Origin of the sequence: Arthrobacter sp. Leaf234 (assembly GCF_001422665.1) — a bacterium.
In the GTDB taxonomy this organism is placed as follows: domain Bacteria; phylum Actinomycetota; class Actinomycetes; order Actinomycetales; family Micrococcaceae; genus Arthrobacter_D.
On record NZ_LMLU01000001.1, the window covers coordinates 644,774 to 665,243 of the forward strand.

18 protein-coding genes are annotated in these 20,470 nt (G+C 70.8%); 11 read left to right on the plus strand and 7 right to left on the minus strand.

Annotation, left to right across the window (positions count from 1 at the left end; translation table 11 throughout):
- Positions 1–221: 221 nt before the first annotated feature.
- From ASF21_RS02995 to ASF21_RS03005, 3 genes are all read right to left on the minus strand, one after another.
- On the minus strand, positions 222–2,834 hold the full coding sequence (locus tag ASF21_RS02995; RefSeq protein ID WP_055769012.1) for an ABC transporter permease: 2,613 nt from the start codon (positions 2,832–2,834) through the stop codon (positions 222–224).
- 1 nt (position 2,835) lies between these two features.
- Positions 2,836–3,633: an ABC transporter ATP-binding protein gene (locus ASF21_RS03000; RefSeq protein WP_055766583.1), complete on the minus strand. Its 798-nt coding sequence runs from the start codon at positions 3,631–3,633 to the stop codon at positions 2,836–2,838.
- Between the two features lie 164 nt (positions 3,634–3,797).
- Positions 3,798–5,399, minus strand: a complete 1,602-nt coding sequence (locus ASF21_RS03005; RefSeq protein ID WP_082471192.1) for an MFS transporter — start codon at positions 5,397–5,399, stop codon at positions 3,798–3,800.
- A 61-nt stretch (positions 5,400–5,460) separates the two neighbouring features.
- Here ASF21_RS03005 and ASF21_RS03010 point away from each other — a divergent pair, with 61 nt between their 5' ends.
- The 3 genes from ASF21_RS03010 (at position 5,461) to ASF21_RS03020 (ending at position 7,313) form a co-directional block, all read left to right on the plus strand.
- Positions 5,461–6,018, plus strand: coding sequence for a TetR family transcriptional regulator (locus ASF21_RS03010; protein WP_055766587.1), 558 nt, complete (start codon positions 5,461–5,463; stop codon positions 6,016–6,018).
- 192 nt (positions 6,019–6,210) lie between these two features.
- Positions 6,211–6,630, plus strand: a complete 420-nt coding sequence (gene mscL, locus ASF21_RS03015) for a large conductance mechanosensitive channel protein MscL (RefSeq protein ID WP_055766590.1) — start codon at positions 6,211–6,213, stop codon at positions 6,628–6,630.
- A complete protein-coding gene (locus ASF21_RS03020; protein ID WP_200914765.1) occupies positions 6,627–7,313 on the plus strand; it encodes a Pr6Pr family membrane protein in 687 nt (228 codons plus the stop codon). Before mscL ends, ASF21_RS03020 begins: the two co-directional genes overlap by 4 nt.
- 16 nt (positions 7,314–7,329) lie before the next feature.
- On the opposite strand, the gene ASF21_RS03025 is transcribed toward ASF21_RS03020, so the two are convergent.
- The gene (locus ASF21_RS03025) at positions 7,330–8,817 is read right to left on the minus strand and encodes an FAD-dependent oxidoreductase (RefSeq protein WP_055766592.1); all 1,488 of its coding nucleotides are present in this window, start codon (positions 8,815–8,817) and stop codon (positions 7,330–7,332) included.
- Between the two features lie 104 nt (positions 8,818–8,921).
- On the opposite strand from ASF21_RS03025, the gene ASF21_RS03030 reads away from it, so the two are divergent.
- From ASF21_RS03030 to ASF21_RS03050, 5 genes are all read left to right on the plus strand, one after another.
- Positions 8,922–10,604 (plus strand): cryptochrome/photolyase family protein, encoded by a 1,683-nt coding sequence (locus tag ASF21_RS03030; RefSeq protein WP_082471193.1) that lies wholly within the window; start codon positions 8,922–8,924, stop codon positions 10,602–10,604.
- Between the two features lie 9 nt (positions 10,605–10,613).
- Complete coding sequence (locus ASF21_RS03035) at positions 10,614–11,597, plus strand: aldo/keto reductase (protein ID WP_055766595.1); 984 nt, start codon at positions 10,614–10,616, stop codon at positions 11,595–11,597.
- A gap of 135 nt (positions 11,598–11,732) precedes the next feature.
- Entirely contained in the window at positions 11,733–11,987 is a 255-nt protein-coding gene (locus ASF21_RS03040) for a hypothetical protein (protein ID WP_200914766.1), read from the plus strand.
- A gap of 14 nt (positions 11,988–12,001) precedes the next feature.
- Complete coding sequence (locus tag ASF21_RS03045; protein ID WP_055766601.1) at positions 12,002–12,916, plus strand: FHA domain-containing protein; 915 nt, start codon at positions 12,002–12,004, stop codon at positions 12,914–12,916.
- Positions 12,917–13,037: 121 nt separating this feature from the next.
- Positions 13,038–13,583: a 2'-5' RNA ligase family protein gene (locus ASF21_RS03050; RefSeq protein WP_157365710.1), complete on the plus strand. Its 546-nt coding sequence runs from the start codon at positions 13,038–13,040 to the stop codon at positions 13,581–13,583.
- Here ASF21_RS03050 and ASF21_RS03055 read toward each other — a convergent pair.
- From ASF21_RS03055 to purB, 3 genes are all read right to left on the minus strand, one after another.
- Positions 13,575–15,017 (minus strand): lipase maturation factor family protein, encoded by a 1,443-nt coding sequence (locus ASF21_RS03055; protein ID WP_055766607.1) that lies wholly within the window; start codon positions 15,015–15,017, stop codon positions 13,575–13,577. The genes ASF21_RS03050 and ASF21_RS03055 overlap by 9 nt on opposite strands.
- 72 nt (positions 15,018–15,089) lie before the next feature.
- A complete protein-coding gene (locus tag ASF21_RS03060) occupies positions 15,090–15,968 on the minus strand; it encodes an endonuclease/exonuclease/phosphatase family protein (RefSeq protein WP_055766610.1) in 879 nt (292 codons plus the stop codon).
- 61 nt (positions 15,969–16,029) lie between these two features.
- Positions 16,030–17,460 carry an adenylosuccinate lyase gene (gene purB, locus ASF21_RS03065; RefSeq protein ID WP_082471194.1) on the minus strand — a complete coding sequence of 477 codons (1,431 nt, stop codon included), beginning with the start codon at positions 17,458–17,460 and terminating at the stop codon, positions 16,030–16,032.
- Between the two features lie 124 nt (positions 17,461–17,584).
- On the opposite strand from purB, the gene ASF21_RS03070 reads away from it, so the two are divergent.
- The 3 genes from ASF21_RS03070 to ASF21_RS03080 are packed head-to-tail and all read left to right on the plus strand — an operon-like array spanning position 17,585 to position 20,351.
- A complete protein-coding gene (locus ASF21_RS03070; protein ID WP_055766613.1) occupies positions 17,585–17,890 on the plus strand; it encodes a hypothetical protein in 306 nt (101 codons plus the stop codon).
- Positions 17,887–19,194, plus strand: a complete 1,308-nt coding sequence (locus ASF21_RS03075; RefSeq protein ID WP_055766617.1) for a hypothetical protein — start codon at positions 17,887–17,889, stop codon at positions 19,192–19,194. Before ASF21_RS03070 ends, ASF21_RS03075 begins: the two co-directional genes overlap by 4 nt.
- On the plus strand, positions 19,191–20,351 hold the full coding sequence (locus ASF21_RS03080; RefSeq protein ID WP_082471326.1) for a histidinol-phosphate transaminase: 1,161 nt from the start codon (positions 19,191–19,193) through the stop codon (positions 20,349–20,351). Before ASF21_RS03075 ends, ASF21_RS03080 begins: the two co-directional genes overlap by 4 nt.
- Positions 20,352–20,470 lie beyond the last annotated feature (119 nt).

Here is a 20,470-nt window from a genome sequence, read left to right on the forward strand (position 1 = left end):
GCGGCGCGCGGGCTGTGGCGCGGCCGTGGCGGGATCTCCCACCGGTCACGGCGCGGAAGGCCTGATCGGCGCTCCGCCCCGCGACCGGAGGGTGCCGCCGGGTCGGGCGTCCGTGGTCTGGCCGCGAGCCCCGCGACGGGGGCCGGCCGCGCAGAGCGGTGGTCCGCTCAGTCGGCCGCGAGCCCCGCGACGGGTGACAGCCGCGCAGAGCGGTGGTCCGCTCAGTCGGCCGCGAGCCCCGCGACGGGTGACAGCCGCGCAGCGCGGCGGGCCGGCAGCACCGAGGCCAGGAGCCCGGCCGCGACGGCGACGGCCAGGACCGCGCCGATCTGTCCGATCGGCACCGCGGGAGCGACCGCCGTGATGCCGCCGAGGGCCGACTGCGTGCCCAACCACCCGTACAGGATGCCGAGGCCGGATCCCAGCAGCGCGGCGACGCCCGCGATGAGGACGGCCTCGACCGCGAGCATGCCGCGCAGCTGCCCGCGCGTTAGCCCGAGTGCGCGCAGCAGCGAGTTCTCGCGGCGCCGCTCCAGGACGGACAGGGACAGCGTGTTGGCGACGCCGATGAGCGCGATCAGCACGGCGACGGCCAGCAGGGCCGTCACGATCAGCAGCATGACGTCGATGATCTGGTTGTACGCCAGGCGCTCGATCACCGCCCCGGACACGTTGTACTCCGAGACCCCCGTCGCGGTCACGATCTCCGACTGCAGGTCGGCCGCGGCCGTACCGTCGAGCCCGTCGACGAGCCTGAGCCAGAACGTGGCGCCGATGTACTCGGCGAGAGTCCCGTCCCGCAGGGCCTCCGGTGGCGCGGACGCCGGGTCGAGGCTCGGCCCGAGGAGCGTGGCGAGGGCGTCCGGTGGGGTCCCTCCAAGCTGCTCGGCCGTCGCCGTCGTGATGAGCGGGAGGAAGAACGCGGCATCCGTCGACGTGACCGGCAGCGTCGCGGGGCCGTTCCCGCCGTCGAGCGTGACCTCGTCCTGCTCCCAGGACTGCGGAGCGAGCACCTCGCCGTCCATCAGCTCCAGGCCATCGGCGCGCAGCACGCCCGCCACGTCGGCCGGATCGGCGGAGTAGACGAGCAGTTCGCCGTCCTCGGCGCTGGTGAGCATGACGGGAGTGACCTCGACGGCATCGAGCACGCCGTCGACCGCGAGAAGGGTCCGTGCGTCGACGGTGATCCGCCCGGCTTCCGCAGGGGTCGCCGTCGCGCTTCCCGGCCCGGTGACCTGGAGGTCCACGGCATAGTTCGCCTCGAGTTCGCGGTCGAAGGACGTGCGTGCCGTCTGGGCGCCGACCATCATCATCGTCACGAGCGTGACGCCGACCATCAGTGCCGCGGAGGACGCCGTGGTCCGCGCGGGGTTGCGCACGGCGTTGACCGAGGCGAGAGACCCCGGGACCCCGAGTGGACGGGCGAGGCGGCCGATCGCCGCGACGCTCGCCGGGACGAAGAACGGCGCGAGGAGGATGACGCCGAGGAAGGAGAGGGCGCCACCGACGAGTGCCGGCACGAGGGCCACGGCCACTGCGCCGAAGGCGAGGAGCGCGCCGCCGAGGAGCAGTGCCACGAGACCGAGGGCGAGCCGGGTCCGGCCGCTCCTGCTGCCGGCCGCCGGCGGTTCGGCGGGACGCAGTGCGGCGAGGGGGGCCACCCTCGTCGCGGCCCGGGCGGGGACGAGCGCGGCGAGGACCGTCATCAGGACTCCGACGCCGATGCCGATGACGACGGCGGAGGGCGGTACCGCCAGCACCGCGAAGGATCCGAAGGAGGTCCGCCCAGCGAGGCCGACGAGGGCGGCCATGACCCCGACGGCCAGCAGCACGCCGAGCACGGACGCCACCAGGCCCACGACGGCTGCCTCGACCAGCACCGAGGTGCGTACCTGCCGCCGTTCGGCCCCGATGCAGCGCAGGAGGGCCAGCTCCCGTGTGCGCTGGGCGACGAGGACGGAGAAGGTGTTCGAGATGACGAGGGCCGCGACGATCACGGCCACCGCCGCGAAGGCGAGGAGGATGCCGGTGAGGATGTCTCCTCCGCTCGAGAGCTCGGCGACGTCCGCCGTCGTCTGTTCGAGGGCCGTGCGGACCGTGAACGTCCCCGGGTCCGATCCCGCGGGCCCCTCGTCCGCGGCGGCCGCGGCCTCGTCCAGCACGGACAGGGCCGCAGCCGTCACCGCCTGCTCGTCCGCGCCGGGCAGGAGGGCGAGCTGCACGTTGCGGACGGACGCGGTTCCGCCGTTGCTCCCGCGCACCACCTCCGGTGAGGCGAGGACCTGGACGACGCCGGACAGGCTGGGATCGGGGCTCGGGGCGTAGAGGCCCGTGACCCTGAGCGGCCCGGCCGCCGGCGACCCCTGCGCGTCGGGGACACCGTCGAGCGCCACGGTGTCCCCCGGGGTGATGCCGAGCCGCTCGGCGGAGACCGCGTCGAGCAGGACCTCCTCCGGAGCCTGAGGAGAGGACCCGCTGGAGACCGTCGAGTTCTCGAGGGCCGCCGGAGCGGTCGTGGTGAGCGCGGCCAGCGACGTCTGGGCGCCCGTGGCCAGCTGGGCGTAGGTGCGTTCCTGGCCGTACGCCGCCTCGACGCCGTCGAGTCCGGCGAGGGGCGCCACGGCATCGGCGGGGACGGGGGTGCCGTCCAGCCCCGTGACCACGAGGTCCGCCCTGGCGTAGGAGGCGCCGATGCTCTCCCGGAGGCTGGCGTTGGTAGTCGCGTTCACCATGAGGGTCGCGGAGAGGAAGGCGACGCCGAGCACCACGGCGAGGCCGACGGCCACGAAGCGGCGCGCGTGCATGCGGACCTGCGCGAGGGCTACCTGCAGCACGTCAGGCACCCAGCTTCGCGAGTGCGCCGAGAATGGCGTCCGGGGTCGACTGCTGCAGTTCGCCCACGAGCGCGCCGTCCTTCATGAGGACCACGCGATCGGCGTAGGACGCCGCCATGGGGTCGTGCGTGACCATGATGATGCTCTGTCCCATCTCGCGGCAGCTGCGCCGGAGCAGGGACAGGACCTCGGCGCCGGTCGCGGAATCGAGGTTCCCGGTCGGTTCGTCGCCGAAGATCACGTCGGGCCGCGTGAGCAGCGCGCGGGCGACGGCGACGCGCTGCTGCTGGCCGCCGGACAGTTCGTGGGGGCGGTGGGACAGGCGGTCGGTGAGGCCGAGCGTCGAGGCGATCTGCTGTAGCCAGGTGGAGTCGACGCGACCGCCGGCGAGGGCCACCGGCAGGGTGATGTTCTGTTCCGCGGTGAGCGTGGGGACGAGGTTGAAGGCCTGGAAGACGAACCCGACGCGGTCCCGGCGCAGGCGCGTGAGATCGGCGTCGGGAAGGTCCGTGATGTCCGTCCCGCCGATCCACAGCCGCCCGGCGTCCACCGAGTCCAGGCCGGCGAGGCAGTGCATGAGCGTCGACTTCCCCGAGCCGGACGGGCCCATGATCGCGGTGAAGCGCCCCCGCTCGAAGTCGAGGGAGACATCGCGGAGCGCGTGCACCGCCGTCTCGCCGCGGCCGTAGCTCTTGGACACGCCGCGTGCGGCGACGGCGCTGCCGCTCGGGACGTTGACGGTGTCGGGGGCGCCGACGGCGCCGGGCGGATTCACAGGAGTATTCGTGGACGTGGTCATCCTCCTACGCTAGGGAGCTTCCGGGCCGCGCGAATCAGCACAGGGGCCGGGGTTCGCCGGCCGCGGCTCATACTGCGGGATGAGGCACGGCCGCCCCACGACTGCCCGGCTCGGCAGTGCGCGGTCCCCCTGCTACGGTGGCGCCGCCGAGCCGAGTGCCCCGCTCAGTGCTCCGTCGTCGTCCGCCCTGTCGCTACCGGTGCGCCGCCACGCAGGCTCCAGGCCGCGAGGACCGATGCGCCGATCATCAGCAGGGCTGCGATCCCCGAGGTGACCGTCACCCCGCTGTCGAAGGCGTGGAACGCCGAGTCACGCAGCAGCGACGCGTTGCCCGTGCCGAGCTGCGACGCGACCTCGACGGCGCCACCGAGCGTCTCGGTCGCCGAGTCCGCCTGGGCCGAGGTGAGGCCCGCGGGCAGCAGCAGGTTCCGTTGGTAGGAAGCGAGCAGGATGCTGCCGAGCACGGCAGTCCCGAGCACCGAGCCGACCTCGTACGCGGTCTCCGACACGGCCGACGCCGCCCCCGCCTTCGCCGCAGGGACGGTCGAGAGAATGAGGTCGTTCGAGACGGTCTCGGAGGCGCCCACGCCGATGCCGAGGACCACGAAGGCGATCATGAGGAAGCCGGCAGAACCGCCTTCGCCGAGCAGGGCCAGCATGGCGTAGGCGAGCGCGGAGAACAGGAGGGAGACCGAGACGACGACGTGCGGCGGCAGGCGCCGAGCCACGGGTACGACGGCGAGGCCCGCGACGATGGTCACGAGAAGCCCCGGCAGCAGGACGAGGCCGGCGTCGAGCGGGGTGTACCCGAGCACGAGCTGCAGGTGCTGCGAGACGAAGAACAGGAACCCGACGAGCGAGAAGATCGCCAGGAGGTTGACCAGCACCGCGCCGGAGAACGCACGGATGGTGAACAGCCTCACGTCCAGCATCGGATCCCGTCGCTGGAGCTGGCGCACCACGAACGCGGTGCCGGCTGCGATCCCGACGAACGCCGCCGTGACGGATACCAGCAACGGACCGCCCTTGGCGAGGTTCTTGATGGCGTAGACCACGGGGAGCATGGTGGCGATCGAGAGCACGATCCCGGCGTAGTCCACGCGTCCCGGGTTCGCATCCCTCGATTCGGGCACGACGGCGGGCGTCAGGGCGAGCATCAGCAGCAGGACGGGCACGGCGAGCAGGAAGACGGAGCCCCACCAGAAATGCTCGAGGAGCAGTCCGCCCAGCAGCGGTCCGAGGGCCGCCCCGGCGGAGAAGCCCGCAGCCCACACCGCGATGGCGATGCGCCGCTGGTTGCGGTCGGTGAAGATGTTGCGGATCAGCGACAGCGTGGAGGGCATGAGCATCGCGCCGAAGACACCGAGCCCCACACGGGAGGCCAGCAGGAACTCCGCCGTGGGTGCGAAGGCTGCTGCCACCGAGAACAGGGCGAAGCCCGCGGCTCCGATCATCAGGAGCCGGCGACGGCCGAAGCGGTCGCCGAAACTGCCCATCGCCACGAGGAGTCCCGCCAGGACCAGCGGATAGCTGTCGACGATCCACAGCAGCATCGTCCCGCTGGTCGCGAAGTGACGCGAGATCTCGGGCAGGGCGAAGCTCAGGACGGTGTTGTCGACGGAGACCAGCAGCACCGGCAGCATCAGCACGGCCAGGGCGAACCAGGCGCGACGGTCGGCGGTGGGGGCCAGGGAAGGGGAAGGGGTGTGAACGGCACGCGGGTTCACCCCGGTCGGACGTGCGGAGGAGGACGGAGTGGTGGTCATCGGTCCAAGCTATACCGTCCAGCCGGTACAGTACAACAAACGTGACGGGTACCATGAGGGAGTGTCCAGTTCCCGCGAGCGCATCCTCGACAGCTTCGAGGACGCGCTGATCCGCGACGGTGAGAGGGCTGCCACCATGGAGGCCGTAGCCGCCGCTGCGGAGGTGTCGAAGGGCGGACTCCTCTATCACTTCCCGTCGAAGGAAGCGCTCGTCGAGGGCCTCGCGCACCGACTCCGGGCTCTCGCCGATCGTGACCGCGACGCCATGACCGCAGCCCCGGACGGCGCCGCGCGGTACTACGTGCGAACCTCCGTGTTCGAGGACAGCGCCTTGGATCGTGCCCTCGTCTCCATGGCCCGACTGGCCCAGCAGGGCCACCCGACGGCCAAGGTGTCCCTCGCCGAGATCCAGGAGCGGTGGCTCGACGCCCTCGAGGCCCAGCTCGGCGACCGCACCACGGCCCGGGCGGTCAAACTGCTCGGCGACGGCCTCTACTACGACGCGGCGTTCTTCGCGTCGGCAGGATCAGGTCGCACGAGCGAGCGGGAGATCCGGGATCTCCTCGACGTCGTCGACCTCATCGTGTCGAGGCGCAGCGCGGGCGCAGCCACGGGCTGACGCCTCGCCCGTGACTCCGGCTACTGTCCGCAGCCGCGGTGCCTCACTACAGTTGGCCCTGCATGCACGTCCCGGGCAGGTCCCGCAGGCCGCGCCCGCACATGATCCGCCGGCAGGTCCGGCGGACGCCCTCCACCGGCACGTCCAGCAGGCACATCACGCACGCACACCGAGCACAAGGGGACGCATCACATGATCAAGGGATTCCGGGATTTCATCCTGCGGGGCAACGTCATCGAGCTGGCGATCGCCGTGGTGATCGGGAGCGCCTTCACCGCCCTGGTCGGGGCGTTCACGGCGAACATCATCAACCCGGTCATCGCCTCGGCGGGCGGGGTCGACGCCGCCGGCTGGGGCTTCCCGATCCGACCGGGCAACGACGCCACCTTCGTGGACGTCGGCGCCGTCGTCACCGCGATCATCACGTTCCTGATCACCGCGGCCGTCGTCTACTTCCTCTTCGTGGTGCCGATGAACCGTGCGAACGCCCGGTTGCGCTCCCTCTCGGCCCCGCAGGAACCGGAGGAGGAGCCCACTCCCGTGGACATCGCTCTCCTGACCGAGATGCGGGACCTCCTCAAGGAGATGTCGGCGAGGGACGCGCGGCCATGAGTGGCGACACGGAGGGGGGTGCCGCCCGCGGAAGCGTGCCGCTGCGGGCAACCGTCCGGATCGGCGTCGTCGCGGTGGTCGTGCTGGCCGTCGTCTCGACCTTCCTCGACACGGCGTCCAGGACGACGATCAACCCGTTCAACTTCTTCGGCTTCTTCACGATGCAGAGCAACATCATGGCGGCGGTGATCCTCCTGCTGGCCGCAGTCCTGCAGCTGCGGATGACTCCGGGTCCGGAGTGGCTCGTCCCCGTCCGGGCGGCCATCACCACGTACATGTTCGTCGTGGGTGTGGTGTACAACCTGTTGCTCGCGGGCCTGGCCGGCGGCGTGGAACTCGCCTGGGCCAACTGGGTGCTGCACGTGGCGTTCCCGATCTACGCGGTACTCGACTGGTTGTGCACCACCGATCGCCGGCCGCTCTCCTATCGGGTCATCCGGCTGATCCTCGTGTATCCGCTCGTCTGGGCCGTCGTGGTGCTGATCCGTGGGGCCACGGACGGATGGGTGCCCTACCCGTTCCTCGATCCGGCCACGGGGTACGCCTCCGTGCTGCTGTATGTCGTGGCGATCGCCCTGACGTTCGCGGCGTTCGGCGCCCTCGTCATCCTCGTCAGCCGGAGCCTTCCACCCCTCGGCTCGCTGCTCGACGGTCGGGCCGGAAGGGCGGCCGGCAAGCCCTGAGTGTCGTATCCCCGGCTCAGCGCCGGGTGGTCGCCAGGTCCGAGGTGGACGGTCCCTCGAGCAGTGTGCCGTCCGCGGTGAAGCGCGAGCCGTGCAGCGGGCAGTCCCAGGATCGTTCGGCGTCGTTCCAGGACAGGATCCCTTTCAGATGCGGGCAGACGGCCGAGACGCGGTGCTGCACGCCGTCGACGGTGCAGATGCCGATCGGTCGCGCGCCCTCGCGGATCACCCTTCCCTCTCCCTCGCCCGGGGTGGAGGTGCCGCTCTTCGCGAGGCCGGACAGCCATCCGGTGACCAGTTCCAGACCGACCACGGCGTTCGCCTGCGCGGTCTGGAGGGCATCCGCCGGGCTGACCTTCGTCCGGTAGAGCGTCGCCGCCCAGGGCATGTTGCCGCCCAGGATCTCCCCGGCGAGGGCGAGGGAGGCGGCGACCGCGTTGGTCATGCCCCACTTGTTGTAGCCCGTCGCGGCATAGATGTGTCCGCCGCCCGCCGGGACCCTCCCGACATACGGGACGGATGCCGAGGGCGTGTAGTCCTGCGCCGACCAGGCGTACGCGCGCCTGGCCGTGGGGAAGTACTCCTTGGCCCAGCGCGTGAGACCGTCCACCTTGGCTTGGGTGTTCGAACTGTGGCCCACCTTGTGGCCGTTCCCGCCGACGATCAGATATTTCGTCCCGTCCACCAGGGCGGTCCGCAGCGACCGGGTCGGGGAGTCGGCGCTCAGGTACATGTCCTCGGGGACGTCGTCCTCGACCGTCAGCGCAACACAGTAGGAACGCATGGGCTGCAGGACGGCGAAGTACCCGCCGCGGTCCAGGATGGGGATCCCGGTGGCCAGCACCACGTTCGACGCCGTGACCGGGCCCGCGCTCGTGGACAGTTCCACGTCCGGCGAGTCGCTCTTCACGACCCCCCGGACCCGGACGCCCTCCACCAGTACGCCGCCGTGCCGCCTGAACTCGGCGGCCAGGCCGGCGAGGACCTCCAGGGGGTGGAACTGCGCCTGGTCCTTGAGCCGGAGGGTCTTCCGCACGGGGAAGGGGAGGGTGGCGGAGTTGCCGAGCCCGGTCGCGAGGCCGGCGGTCGTGCACGCCTCGTGTTCGGCGACGAGTCTCCGTGCTCCGGTGTCCGTAGTGGCGTAGTCGACGGCGTCGCGGGTCTCGTAGGCGATGCCGTGCTCGTCGCAGAACCGCAGGAGCCAGCTCTGGCCCTCGCGGTTACCGGTGACGTAGGCGCGCGCCAGCTCGGCGTCGTGGTGCTGCAGGATGGTCGACATGCTGGTGCCCTGCAGCAGCGAGAGCTTGGCCGTGGTGTTGCCCGTGGTGACTGCCCCGGTGGTCCGTGCCTCGAGGACGGCGACGCGATGCCCTGCGCGGGCCAGCAGCAGCGCCGTCGTGAGGCCGGTGAGGCCCGCGCCCACCACCACCGCATCGAACGCGCTTCCCTCCTGCAGCGCATCCGACGGGATGGGCGGCGCGGTGTCGAGCCAGAGCGATCTCATGGGCTTCCCTTCGGGAGTCGGCCGGTGCCTCCACCGAACCACTCAGCATGCTTACAGTCAAGCATCGGAAAGCCTGTCGGAGGAGGGCACTAGCATGGCGTCCCATGACCGCCCGCACCAGGAAGGCAGGCCCTGTGCACGTCCGTCTCGTCCTCCCCCACCAGCTCTTCGAGGAACACCTCGATGCACCCGAGGGCACCCTCTTCGTGTTCCTCGAGGATGACCTCCTGTTCCGCAGCCTCCGGTTCCACCAGCAGAAACTCGTCCTGCACCGCGCGGGGATGACCATCTTCGCGCGGCGCGCGGAAGCCGCCGGGTACGAGGTGCACTATGTGGACACCTCGGCGGACACCCCGAGCCAGGAGCGTCTCGCCGCCGCCCTGGCCGGGTGCGGAGCGACCGTCGTGACCTACTACGACGTCGTCGACGACTGGCTCGACCGGCGGCTGACGCAGACGCTCGCCGACGCCGGCGTCGAGGTCCACGTGCTCGAGACGCCGCAGTTCATCACCGACCGCGAGGTCCTCGGCACCTATTTCTCCTCGCACACCTGGCGGATGCAGACGTTCTACGAGTGGCAGCGCAAGCGGCTCGGCATCATGGTGGGCCCCGACGGGTCCCCGGAGGGCGGGCGGTGGAGTTACGACACGGAGAACCGCAAGAAGCTGCCGAAGAAGATCGAACTGCCGGACCTGCCGGAATTCGACCGCCCGCCGGAGGTCCGGGACGCCATCGCCTGGGTCGCCGCAGAGTTCCCCGACAATCCCGGGAACGCGGAGTCCTTCAACTGGCCCGTGACCCATCGGCAGGCCTTCGACGCCCTCGAGTCCTTCCTCGCGGAGCGGTTCGAGCTGTTCGGTCCGTACGAGGACTCGATCGCCGTCGGGCAGACCTACCTGTTCCACTCCGCCCTGAGTTCCAGCATGAACACCGGACTCCTCAACCCCGTGGAGGTCGTGGACCTCGCGCTCGATTTCGCCGGGCGCCACGGCACGCCCATCGCGAGCGTGGAGGGTTTCGTCCGGCAGGTCATCGGCTGGCGGGAGTACATCCGGGCCTCCTACGTGCTGCGGGGCAGGGAGATGCGCACCGGGAACACCCTCGGGTTCACCGCGGATCTGGACGAGCGCTGGTGGACCGGTGACACCGGGCTCGAACCGGTCGACTCCGTCATCACGCGCATCCTCGACACGGCCTACGCGCACCACATCGAGCGCCTCATGATCCTCGGCAACGCGGCGCTGCTGATGCGCGCCAAGCCCGACGCCGTCTACGAGTGGTTCATGGAGATGTTCATCGATGCGTACGACTGGGTGATGGTGCCCAACGTCTACGCCATGAGCCAGTACGCTGCCGGCACCATGATCACCACGAAGCCCTACGTCAGCGGCAGCAACTACATCCGGAAGATGAGCGACTTCGGCGAGGGCCCCTGGCGGTTCAGCTGGGATGCCCTGTACTGGGAGTTCGTGGCCGACCATCGGGAGCTCTTCGCCCGCAACCCGCGCTCGCGGATGAGCGTGAACCTGCTGGACAAGATGGACACCGAACGGCGCGTGTCCCTGCGCGGCGAGGCCGCCCGCTGGATCCCCGGCAGAGGATCGGGACCGACCGCGGAGGACGGCGTCGGCGGGGCGGGGAACGACGCCGGGACGCAGCCGGCCCGGACCCCCACGAAGGCGCGCGCACCCCTCGAGGCGGAACCGTCGTCCGGGGAGCGGTCCGCTGTCGAGCGTCGGATGGCGCAGGCGACGTCGATGACGGAGGCCACGCTGCCCGGCCTATAGTCTTCGAGCATGGAACAGAGAATTCTCGGAAGAACCGGCCGTCCCGTCTCCGTCATCGGCCTCGGCACCTGGCAGCTCGGCGCGGACTGGGGCGAGGTGGAGGACAAGGACGCCGTCGCGGTGCTCGATGCCGCGGTCGAGGCCGGCGTGACCTTCTTCGACACGGCGGACGTCTACGGCGACGGCAGGAGCGAGTCGACGATCGGCGGCTTCCTCAGGGACAACCCGGACCTCGACATCCTCGTCGGCACCAAGATGGGCCGCCGGGTGGACCAGACGCCGGAGAACTACACGCTCTCGAACTTCCGCCAGTGGATCGACCGGTCGAGGACCAACCTCGGCGTCGATGCCCTCGATCTCGTGCAACTGCACTGCCCGCCCACCGCCGTCTACAGTTCCGATGAGGTCTACGACGCGCTGGACACCCTCGTGGCCGACGGCGTCATCAGGAACTACGGCGTGAGCGTCGAGCGGGCCGACGAGGCCCTGGCCGCCATCGCCCGGGGGAACACCGCGAGCGTGCAGATCATCCTCAACGCCTTCCGGCTGAAGCCCCTCGACGAGGTGCTGCACGCGGCGAAGGCGGCCGGGGTCGGCATCATCGCCCGCGTGCCGCTCGCCTCGGGTCTGCTGTCCGGGAAGTACACGAAGGACACCGCCTTCGCCGAGAACGACCACCGCAACTACAACCGGAACGGCGCCGCCTTCGACGTCGGGGAGACCTTCTCGGGCGTCGACTACGAGACCGGCCTGCAGGCCGCCCGCGAGTTCGCGGAGCTGGTCCCGGAGGGCGTCACGACGGCGCAGGCCGCGCTCGCGTGGATCATCGCGCAGGACGGCGTCAGCACGGTCATCCCGGGCGCCCGCACCCCGGAGCAGGCGCGCGCCAACGCGGCGGCCGCCGGGTCCGCCGGTGTCGCCGCCGGCATGGACGACGCCGTCGCTGCCATCTACGACCGCCATTTCAGGGCCACGGTCCACCCGAAGTGGTAGCCGCCGGACCAGGATCCGCCGGCCCCTGCGCGGGCGGGTTCCGGTCGGCCTGACCCTCCGCTAGGGTGGGGAGCACCAGGTCAGACGGAGTTAGAGGACGTCTGTCATTGTTGGATCACCGACGAAGGAATCGACATGACTGAAAACACCTCAAGCGCTGGCACCGGCGAGTCCCACACCATCCGCGACTGGACGGATCTCGCGGAGGAGATGTGGTCCTACCTGACCGGACGGGGCGCAGCCATCAACTACACCCTCCAGGACATGACCATCGAGGTCCCGCGGGACATCGGCCCCGATGCCCCGCGTGCGACCTGGAAGTTCAACGGCACCCTGCGGATCACCACGAGTGACAGCGCCGCCAGCGGTTCCGACCCCCACGCGAGCTGATCCGCCGGACCACGATGGCCTCGACACTCAGGCTCGACATTGACATCGATTTCTCGCTGGGCGAGCCCGCGGTCGACGGCAAGCCGGAAGCGCGCCTCTCCGGCACCGTGAAGGCCGCCGGGAGCACCGTGAACGTCTTCGTGGACGACCCGGCCTCCTTTCGCGGCAACAACCTGCCGGGGCTCGGTCAGGTGCGTTCCATCGCGAAGGAACTCGCGGATCGCGGCCTCGCCATCTCGGTCAGCGGGCCAAAGGGCCTGCTGGTGAGTCTCGGCGCGGTGCAGTCCTCGATGGCGCAGCGCCTCATCACGCGCTCGCCGCACATCCGCCTCGGTTCGCCCGGTACGCTCGCTCCGCTGCTCGGCATCGGCCGGCGTGCCCTGGAGAAGGGTGACACGCCGTCGATCCTCCCTCCGGGCACGCCGTTCCCCCTCGTGCCGACCGTGAACCGGAGGATCAAGCGGACCATCACGACGACGCACTACCTGCACGGGAGCGGGCGTCCACGGCTCATCTTCGTGCAGAACTCCGAGACGTGGGACGGGCAGGTGCCGCGGGAGGTCGAACTCCTCGGTGACCGCACCACGATCGGCAGCGGCGAGGACGCGACGCTCCGCCTCACGGGCCTCGACGAGCTGCACGCGGAGGTCATCCACACCGAGGACGACGAGTACGTCCTGGTGCCGCACGGAGTCATCACGGGGAGCGTCAACGGCAAGGAGCAGTCCATCCTCCGAACGGGTGCCCGCATCCAGCTCGGGGAGTGGGCGCTCGCGTTCTTCCGCGAGGAGTACGCCGACCACGGAAGGCCCTTCGGCGGACGCAACGGTGGCGAGCTCTCGTATCAGCGTCCGCAGCGCAACCCGCGCACGGGTGCCACCGAGGTGGACGGCTCGGCCGGGGTCGGCGACTTCCGCCGGCCGCGCTGACCCGGCGTGCGCCGAACCACCGGCGCGTGTCGGGTCGGGGAGTTCGGCGATGACGTCGGGCAGGGGGGCCGGGCAGGAATGAGCCCGGCCGTGACGGGACCGGCGGGAGGGGGTGCGCGGCATGGCCGATAGCATCGAACTCCTGCTGGACCCGCCCTCCGACCTCCGCGTCCTCGAGGATTGGGCCGCGCTCGAGGACGCGGGCCTGCCGAACCAGTCTCGGCACCAGTCCTTCAGCAATGCCCCGCACATCACGCTCGCCGCGGCCGCGCGCATCGACGACCGGTACGACGCCGACCTCGCCGCCGCGTCCGGCGGCCCCGCCCCCGACCTGGTGACCGCCGGTTTCCTGGTGTTCCCCACGCGCCGGAAGTTCGTCCTGGCGCGGCAGATCGTCGCGGGCACGGCACTGACCGGCCTGCACCGACGCATCTGGTGCGCGCTCGACGGCGTCCAGGAGACCGTGCCGACCACCGTCAGCGGAGCCTGGACGCCCCACATCACGCTCGGTCACGGCCTGACCGCCGAGCAGCTGGGCACAGCGCTCGAGCTGCTCAGGGACAGCCCTCCGGTCCGGCTTGCAGCCGGGATCGTGCGGCGGTGGGATGCCAAGGAGAAGTGCCTGATCCTGCTCGGCGGCGGAGGAGCTCCTCAGGCGTCAGGGTGACTCGGCGCGCAGTGAGGCGGGCCGGACGAGAACCCCCTGGGGCTCCCGGATCCACCACAGGCCCGTCTCCCGCTTCTCGCGTCGGCTGGCGAAACGGTAGAGGCAGGTCTGCGCCCGCACGTACCGCGGACGGGCGCCGTCGAACGGGTCCTCCGCGAGGAGTCCCAGGGTCTGCGGATCGGCCTGCAGGAGCTTGACCAGGAACGGCGTGAACCATCCGCGCTCGGACCCGAGCGCGAGGAACCACATCATCCAGTCCAGGCGCAGGTGGTACGGCGCGAACTGCCGTGGCCTGCGCGCCGGGTCGCCAGGTTTGCCCTTGAACCCGTACTCCCGCCAGTGCGCGTCCGGACCGGCGTCGTCGAGCGTGCCCTCCACGACCACCTCGTAGCGCACCTTCGTGACGCTGCCGAACGCCCCGTACGCGTTGCCGAGGTGCCACCTGTTGAAGCTGGCATTCATCAACTGGTGCCGGGCGAAGAGGTTCACGAGGGCCGGGCGGCTCAGGTAGGCGAGCACGAGCACGGCGAGCACGACGACGATCGTGAACCACAGCGGGGTCGGCTGGTAGGAGCCGCCGGGATCGACGGCGGAGACCACCGCGGCGTAGAACGAGTCGGGTACGGCCGCGAAGGCCAGGATGATGGTGAGTGTGTTGAGCCAGGCGAAGTTGCCCGAGACCACGAGCCAGCCCTGCGTCAGGATCATCGCCAGGGCGGCGATCCCCGCGAGGGGCTGGGGAGCGAACAGCAGCCACGGCACCGCGAGCTGCGTGACGTGGTTGCCGGCCACCTCGACGCGGTGCAGGGGCTTCGGCAGGAGGTGGAAGAACCGGCTGGCCGGGTTCGGCATCGGCTGCGTCTCGTGGTGGTAGTCCAGGGCGGTGAGGTCACGCCATGAGCGGTCGCCGCGCATCTTGATCATGCCCGCGCCGAACTCGAGACGGAAGACGAGCCAGCGGATCATGATCAGGACGAGGAACGGCGGTGCCACCTCGTCCGACCCGAGGAACGCGACGATGAACCCGGCCTCCAGCAACAGGCTCTCCCACCCGAACCCGTAGAACACCTGCCCCACGTTCACGATCGACGTGTAGAGCCCCCAGAGCACCAGGAAGGCGACGAGGGGCAGCCAGGGCGGGCCTGCCTGCGGCAGCCCGAGGACCAGGAGCGCCGAGAGGACGATGCCGGTCCAGGCCACGGCACGGAGCCGGCGGTCGGTGTATCCGCGGCGGAAGACCGTGGGACCCGTGCGGTCGCCCGCCCGTCGGAGGTACTCGGGCACGGGCAGCAGCCCCCGCTCCCCGAGGAGGGCGGGGAACTGGTTCAGGGCCGAGGCGAAGGCGATCAGGTAGACCGCCGCCACCCCGCGCTGCACGATCTGCCGGCCCACCTCGTAGTCCTCCGCGGTAAGGACCCCGGTCATCCACTCCATGCCGTCAAGGGTCCGGTCCGCCCGACGCCGGGGTCAACAGGACATCGGCGCTCCGAGCAGCGGGCGTGTCTGCTAGCGCGGCGTCACGGGGTAGGCGGCGCCCGACCCCCTGCGGGGGATCTCGACGAGGGCCTGCACGGGCGCGTGGTCGCTGGCCCAGCGGCCGTCGAGGGTGGAGGTGTTGACGGCGGCCTGCCGCACGAGGACGTCCGGCGTCGTGAGGATCCAGTCGATGCGGCGCCCGCCGTCGACCGGCCGTTCATAGCGCGGGAAGGTGCCGAGGTCCGGCGTGAGGTGTTCGTCCGCGCGGACCCAGGCGTCGCCGAGCACGCCCGAGTCCAGGAAGCTCCGATAGGCGGACGAGGTGCCGGCGTCGGAGTTGAAGTCACCCATGACGATGGTGGGCAGCCGGGGGCGGAAGAACGTGACGAGGTCGAGCACGGCGGCGGCGCTCCGGATCCGCGCGAGATCCGACTCGTGGTCGAAGTGCGTGTTGACGAGCAGGATCTCGCGGTCGGTCGAGGTGTCCCGGAAGCGGCCCCACGTGGCGATCCGCGGCACGCCGTTGCCCCACGTCGAGGAGCCGATCAGCTTCGGGGTGTCGGAGAGCCAGAACTGGTCCCACTCGATGAGCTGCAGGCGGCGCGCGTCGTAGAAGATCGCGGAGTACTCACCCCGGCTCCCACCGTCACGCCCGGCCCCGATCATGCGGTACCGCGGGGGGAGAGCGGCCTCGACGACCACGAGCTGGTGGTGGAGTGCCTCCTGTACGCCGAGGACCGTGGGCACCTCGCGCCGCAGCACGTCCTGCAGCGGCGGGATGCGGTCCGGCCAGTAGTCGATGTCCCCGGGCCGGGCGGCAGGACGGTCGTAGCGGATGTTGAAGGTCATGACGTGCAGGGAGCTCCTGCCGGCCCTGATGAGCGGCGGGGCAGGTGGTGTTCGTGGCATGGAGCCTTTCCGGTGCGGCACGGGGATCGTGACTGCTGCCCGGCGGAGCGCCGGTACGCGGTCAGCCGAGATGGTCCACGAGCCGAGCCGCGATACCGGTGTAGCCGGCGGGCGTCAGCGCGAGCAGCCTCTGCTCGGCCTCCGCACTCAGCCCGAGCCCGCTCGCGAACTCGCGCATCCGGGCCGCGTCAACCCGCCGGCCGCGGGTCAGGTCCTTGAGGCGTTCATAGGGGTCGTCCAGTCCCGGCACGCCCGCGATCGCCTCGGCTCGCATGACCATCTGCACCGCCTCGCCGAGCACCTCCCAATTGCCGTCGAGGTCTGCTGCCAGCACGTCCTCCGCGACATCGAGCCTCGCGAGCCCCTTGGCCACGTTGGAGACGGCGAGGAGGGAGTGGCCGAGGGCGACACCGATGTTGCGCTGGCTGGAGGAATCGGTGAGGTCGCGTTGCCAGCGGGAGGTGACGAGCGTCGAGGACAGCACGTCCAGCAGGCCGGAGGAGATCTCCAGGTTCGCCTCGGCGTTCTCGAAGCGGATCGGGTTCACCTTGTGCGGCATCGTCGAGGACCCGGTGGCGCCGGCCACCGGGACCTGCGCGAAATAGCCGATGGAGATGTAGCTCCACACGTCCGTGCAGAAGTTGTGGAGGATCCGGTTGAAGCGGGCCACGTCGGAGTAGAGCTCGGCCTGCCAGTCATGGGATTCGATCTGCGTGGTCAGCGGGTTCCAGGTCAGGCCGAGGCCCTCGACGAAGGTCCGGGCCACGCCCTCCCAGTCGGCGTCCGGGACGGAGGCGTAGTGGGCCGCATAGGTTCCGGTGGCGCCGTTGATCTTGCCGAGGAACCCCGTGGCCGTGATGCGGTCCAGCTGGCGCGTCAGGCGGTGGGCGACGACGGCCATCTCCTTGCCGAGCGTGGTCGGTGTCGCCGGCTGGCCGTGGGTCCGGGAGAGCATCGGGGTCTCGCGGGACGAGCGTGCCAGATTGGCGATCGAGGCGACGAGTGAGCGCGCTGCCGGCAGCCAGACCTCGGTGACGGCGCCCTTGATCCCGAGCGCGTAGGAGAGGTTGTTGATGTCCTCGGAGGTGCAGCCGAAGTGGACGAGCGGTTTCAGGTGTCCGATGCCGATCCCGTCCAGGCGCCGTCCGATGAAGTACTCCACCGCCTTGACGTCGTGCACCGTGACGGCTTCGATCTCCGCGAGCTCCGCGACCGAGGCGGCGTCGAACGAGGTGACCACGGCGCGGAGCCGTTCCTCCTGGTCCGCGGTGAGTGGCTCGGTACCGGGCAGGACGGAGTGACGCGTGAGGTGGATGAGCCACTCCACCTCGACGTGCACGCGATCGCGGTTGAGGGCCGCCTCCGACAGGAAGTCGACGAGGGGCGCCACGGCGTCACGGTACCGGCCGTCGAGGGGGCCGAGGGTCAGCGACGTTCCCTCCCCTCGGGACAGAGCAGCGAATTCAACCCGGGAGAGTGCGGAGTCAGCCATGGCTCCATCCTTCCATGGAGCGGGGCCGGCTCCTCACGGCCTGTCCACATACCCGGCCGCCCTCCGGTGGCCTGTCTGCCGGGCTCCTAGCGTGGACGTACAGGGCGGGAGAGGGGGACGAATCATGGACAGTGGCGGGGAGGGCGGCACGCGCGGTCCGGGGAGCGGCGCGGGCGACGACGCGCTGGCGATCCAGGCAGCCCTGACCCGTCATGCGGAGAGCCTGACCGATGTGCGGCGCCACGCGCTGTCCGTCTCCCTCCTCTCCTGGGACTCGCCCGCGGGCGGCGCCTTCCGCACGTACCTGGTAGAGCGGTGCAGCGAGCTCTCGGGCACCATCGAGCTGCTCCACTCCGCAGCCCGTCTCCTGGGCGAGTACGGCCGCCTCCTCCGCGCGGCGGAGGAGCTGCAGCGCGGGGCAGGGCTGTGACGCGGCTGCTCGGGCCCGCGGATCCCGGCGACGGCTCGCTGCTGATCCGCGGAGGTGTGGGCGGGATCCGCTTCCAGTGGGAGGAACTGGACCACGCCGCGAGCGTCCTGTCCCTGCTCGCATCGGACACCGCCGCGGTCGCCACGGCGCTCGCCCAGCTCGATGCGGAGGTCGCCGAGCTGCCGTGGCGTCAGGTGCAGCTCCTGCCGCCGGGCGTGGGCGCCGGAGCGATCTACGAGGAGGCACGCGGGCAGGTCGGCGCCTCCCTGTACTCGACCATGGGGGGCGCGGCGTCCCTCGCCGGGACGGCCGGGAGGTTGAGATCTGCCGTGGACGCCTATGCCTGGGCGGATGATGCGGCCCGTGCAGCGACCGAGTCGGCGCGCCGCGCATCGGTGGTGACGGCGCGGGCCCTCGCCCGTGAGGCCATCCATCGCGGCGCGCTGGACGTCGGGCCCATCGACCTGCTGGAGGCACCCGGCGGGGTCTCCGGGACGGCCTCGGACATCGTCGCCTTCGACGGGTCGATCGAGGGCGTCGTCGCCCGGATCTCCGCCGTGGAGGCGGAGGGGCCCGGCGTGTTCGAGGTGCTGCGGCTGGGTACGCAGATGCAGCCGGTCCATCTGGTGGTGCTGCCCGGAACGCAGTCCGGGCTGGTCGGCGACGCGCGCGGCAGCAATCCCTTCGACGCCGGGGGCGTCGCCGAGGCGCTCGCGGTGGACAGCCGCCACACGGAGGCCGCAGTGCGCGAAGCGCTGCGTCGGGCGGGGGCGCAGGCGGGGGACGCACTCATCCTGGCGGGGTACAGCCAGGGCGGGATCCATGCCGTCAACCTCGCGCGCGAGGCCGGTCTCGGTGCGTCGTACGACGTCCAGCTGGTCGTGACGGTCGGCTCGCCCACGGGCTGGCACACGACGGCCGACACCGAGTACCTGCACCTCGAGCATGCGGTGGACCCGGTCCCCCTCCTCGACGCGATCCCCAACCCCGATGATCCCCACCGGACCACCGTCACCCTGACCCACCAGGTACCGCCGCTGGGACGGGAGGCGGACGGGTCCGTCGAACCCTGGGGGCTGGGTCCGGCGCACAAGCTCGGGAACTACGCAGCTGGGGCACGCCTGGTCGACGCCAGCACGGCACCGTCGCTGGGTCCCGCCACGTCACTCCTCGCTTCGGCCGCTACGCGCGGCTCGGCCCGACGGTCCTCCTTCACCGCGGTCCGGAGACCGGATCCGTTGCCGGCGGCGCAGACGGCGGCGGGAGGGCGTGCCGCGGACGGCGGGTCTAGGCTATGGCCATGACTTCGATCGACGACTCCCCGGCACCGTCCACCTCCGGGCGGGACACCGCGGGCAGCACGAACCAGGGCCTGCGCCCACGCGGCGTCTTCGGGAAGCTCCCGCGATATGCCGCGGGCAAGCCGCCCGTGGTGGTGGAGGGCCTGGAGAGCTTCAAGCTGTCCTCGAACGAGAACCCCCTTCCGCCCCTCCCGGCCGTGCTGGAGGCGATCGCCTCCGAGACCTCGGTCAACCGGTACCCCGACCCGATGACCACGGCCCTCCGGACCGAGCTCGCGGGTTACCTCGGCGTCCCTGCGACCGACATCGTCACCGGGGCCGGCAGCCTCGGCGCGCTGAACCAGATCCTGGCGACCTTCGCGGGCCAGAACGATTTCGACGCCCCCGACGAGGTCGTGTACGCGTGGCGTTCCTTCGAGGCCTATCCCATCAGCGTCGGGCTCGCCGGCGCCGCGGGAGTGCAGGTGCCGGTCCGCCCGGACGGCACCCACGATCTGGACGCGATGGCGGCCGCGATCACCGACCGTACCCGCGTGGTCATGCTCTGCACGCCCAACAACCCGACCGGGCCGGTGCTCACCCGAGACGACGTCATCGGCTTCCTCGAGAAGGTACCCGCCCACATCGTCGTCGTCATCGACGAGGCGTACCAGGAGTTCGTCCGGAGGTCCGATGCCGTCGACGGCATCGAGCTCTATCGCGAGTACGAGAACGTGATCGTGCTCCGGACCTTCTCCAAGGCGCACGGGCTGGCCGGGCTGCGCGTCGGATACTCCGTGTCCCAGCCGGCCCTGACCGACCACCTCCGCGTCAGCGCCGTTCCCTTCGCGGTCTCCCAGATCGCCGAACACGCGGCCGTGACGTCCCTGCGCCACATCGACGAGGTCGAGGTGCGCGTGCAGAGCATCGTCGACGAGCGCATCCGGGTGGTCGCGGGCCTTCGGGACCTGGGGTGGACCATCCCGGAGGCCGAGGGGAACTTCGTCTGGCTCGCTCTGGGCGAGCACACCCAGGACTTCGCCGTCCGGGCCGGCGAGCATGCCCTGTCCGTCCGTGCCTTCGGGTCCGAGGGGGTTCGGGTCTCGATCGGCGAGGAGGCCGCGAACACCCGTTTCCTCGCGCTGTGCAGAGACTTCCCGCACCGTCCAGCGGAAGGCTGACGCCGTCTTAAATAGGCCCGTCGGCCCGCGCTGACTAGTCTTGGTCAGGATGTCACCGGAAGATATGTTCTCCGGTGTATGACTGATGGCATACATTCCCCACATGGAATGTGCAGGTC